This window comes from Algoriphagus sp., from assembly GCF_024642405.1.
GTDB lineage: Bacteria > Bacteroidota > Bacteroidia > Cytophagales > Cyclobacteriaceae > Algoriphagus.
In genome coordinates this window covers 1-2,494 of sequence record NZ_JAHEBC010000481.1, presented here as the reverse complement: position 1 = coordinate 2,494, position 2,494 = coordinate 1, and the positions used below count along the sequence as shown (strand labels likewise).

The window sequence follows — 2,494 nt, the reverse complement described above, 5'->3', positions numbered from 1 at the left end:
CGGTTCACTTAAAAATTTTAATAATGCGATTCTAATTACTTTGGGAACTGGTGTTGGAGGAGCTTTATTACTTGAAGGAAAATTACACCAAGGATCCGCTCAAATGGCAGGACATATTGGACATACTATTCTGCAATCAAATAACCTTCTACAAAGTATTATAGGAATGCCAGGAAGTCTGGAGTATGCTCTCGGTAATTATTCCATTGAACAGCGAAGTCATGGGAAATTCAAAAACACATATGCTCTTCTTGAGGCTGTTGATCGAAAAGAGACTTTCGCACAATGGCTATGGCTTGATATGATTAGAAATCTCTCTTTAAGCATTTGTTCCTTAATAAACATCTTCAGTCCTGAGGCTGTAGTTTTGGCTGGAGGGCTCACACATGCAGGAGATTCTCTATTTTCAACGCTTGATGATTTTATAACATTGTATGAATTCAGACCAAATGGAAAGAAAACCCAAATCCTCAAAGCTAAATATATGGACTACTCAGGAGCTTTGGGTGCAGCAGCTTTCGCTTTAAAACAACAAAAATGAGCTACACACAGACATATTTAGATAAATGTGAAGGTTTAATAAAAACAGTTAGATCCCAAGAATCCGAAATCAAAACAGCGGCCAAGTGGTTTTCAGAAAGCATTTTGGCTGGGAGAATGGTTCATGTTTTTGGCTCGGGGCATAGCAGAATAATGGTCGAAGAAATGTGGCCTCGTTATGGTTCATTTCCAGGCTTTAATCCCATCGTAGAGCTTTCTTTGACCTTTCATAATTTAGTTGTGGGAGCCAATGGTCAGAGACAAGCGATGTTCCTGGAAAACACCTCTGGCCTAGCAGCTCAAATTTTGAGGAATTTCGATCTTTCAAATCTGGATTCTGCTTTGATTATTTCTTCATCAGGATGCAATATAGTTCCAATAGAAATGGCTGAAATATTCCGATCTAAAGGGATAAAAACTGTAGGATTAATTTCAAAGCTTCATTCCGAAGCATCTACATCAAAGAAATCAGATGGGAAAAAATTATCTGATTTCTCAGACTTAATATTGGATTCAGGCGCTCCAGTCGGAGATGCAATGGTGAAAATCGATGGATTAGAAACACCTGTATCTCCCGGTTCCACAATTGGCTCTTGCATGCTGATCAACAGTATGAAAGCAGAACTAGCTGCTCTATTGACACAAGCTGGAAATCCACCCAAAGTATTGACGGCTGGATCCGTAGTTGGATCGGAAAAAGCAGCGGCACTGTTTCAAGCCGCCTATGATGAACATGGACACCGCATCGCCAAAATGTATCAGCAAAATGGAATACCTTCCTATGTATCAGATCAAAACCCTTTGAAGGGAAATCAATAATTAAATAGAAAATGAAAAATTGACACCATGGCAAAAATTTGTATTCTAGGAGGAGGCTTTATTGGTAGATTTTATGCCGAATCACTCACTGGCCGGAGAATAAAAGACGAGATAAAAGTAGTTTATTCCAGATCTCAACAGACGGTAGATCGATTTGCAAAGGATTATAAAATCCCTTTCAAATCCACAGATATGGAAGAAGCTATTTCCCATACTGACACCGAGATTGTAATTGTAGCCCTACCAAACTACCTTCATGAAGAGGCAGTGATTGCTTGCGCAAAGCATAAAAAAGCTGTGTTAGTTACCAAACCTTTGGGAAGAAATGCGGATGAGGCGTTTCGAATGATGGAGGCCTGTGAAAAAGCTGGGATTTTCTCCGGATATCTAGAAGATCTTTGTTATACACCAAAATTTTTAAAATCCCTTAAATCTGTAAAAGATGGAGCCATTGGTAGGGTCCTTTGGGCGAAATCCAGAGAGACTCATCCTGGGCCACACGCGGATTGGTTTTGGGATCTGGAAGCTGCAGGAGGTGGAGCCATAATAGACTTGGGTTGTCATTGCATAGAGATTTCCAGAAATTTCATTGGTAAAGACATCAAACCGGTTGAAGTGATGTGCTGGGCAGACACTCAAGTAAAACCGATCGAAGCTGAGGATCATGCGATCGGATTGGTAAAATATGAAAATGGAGCTATCGGGCAATTTGAAGTAAGTTGGACTTTCCGAGGCGGAATGGACTTAAGGGACGAAGTGATGGGGACAGAAGGTACCATTTGGGTGAATTCCTGGCTTCGAACTGGATTTGAGATGTTTACTTCAGGTGAAGGAGAAAGTGGATATGTTGTTGAAAAATCTGAATCTGATTCAGGTTGGCAATTCCCCGTAGGTGACGAAGCCGTAGAATTAGGTTATGTGAATATGTTTATGGACATGCTGGATGCCTTTGAGAACCAAAAAGCACCAAAGGAAACCTTTTACGATGGTTATGTGGTCAATGCGATTATGGATGCTGCCTATAAATCTGCAAAATCTAAACTTTGGGAACCCGTAGATTTAAAAGTTTGGAAAGGAAAAACCGGAGTAAGCAAGCCATCTGTATTCCAAGAATACGATGCGGATCATTGGTTTA

Annotated in this window: 3 protein-coding genes; all 3 read left to right on the top strand. The window is 40.3% G+C overall.

Translation table 11 applies throughout. From position 1 onward, the window contains the following. On the top strand, positions 1-541 hold a 541-nt coding region (locus Q0L68_RS19585; RefSeq protein ID WP_296705931.1), incomplete at its 5' end, for an ROK family protein. Then, positions 538-1,359 carry an SIS domain-containing protein gene (locus Q0L68_RS19580; protein WP_296705930.1) on the top strand — a complete coding sequence of 274 codons (822 nt, stop codon included), beginning with the start codon at positions 538-540 and terminating at the stop codon, positions 1,357-1,359. The genes Q0L68_RS19585 and Q0L68_RS19580, both read left to right, overlap by 4 nt. Before the next feature lie 27 nt (positions 1,360-1,386). Beyond that, a partial coding sequence (locus tag Q0L68_RS19575) for a Gfo/Idh/MocA family oxidoreductase (RefSeq protein WP_296705929.1) occupies positions 1,387-2,494 on the top strand: 1,108 nt, incomplete at its 3' end.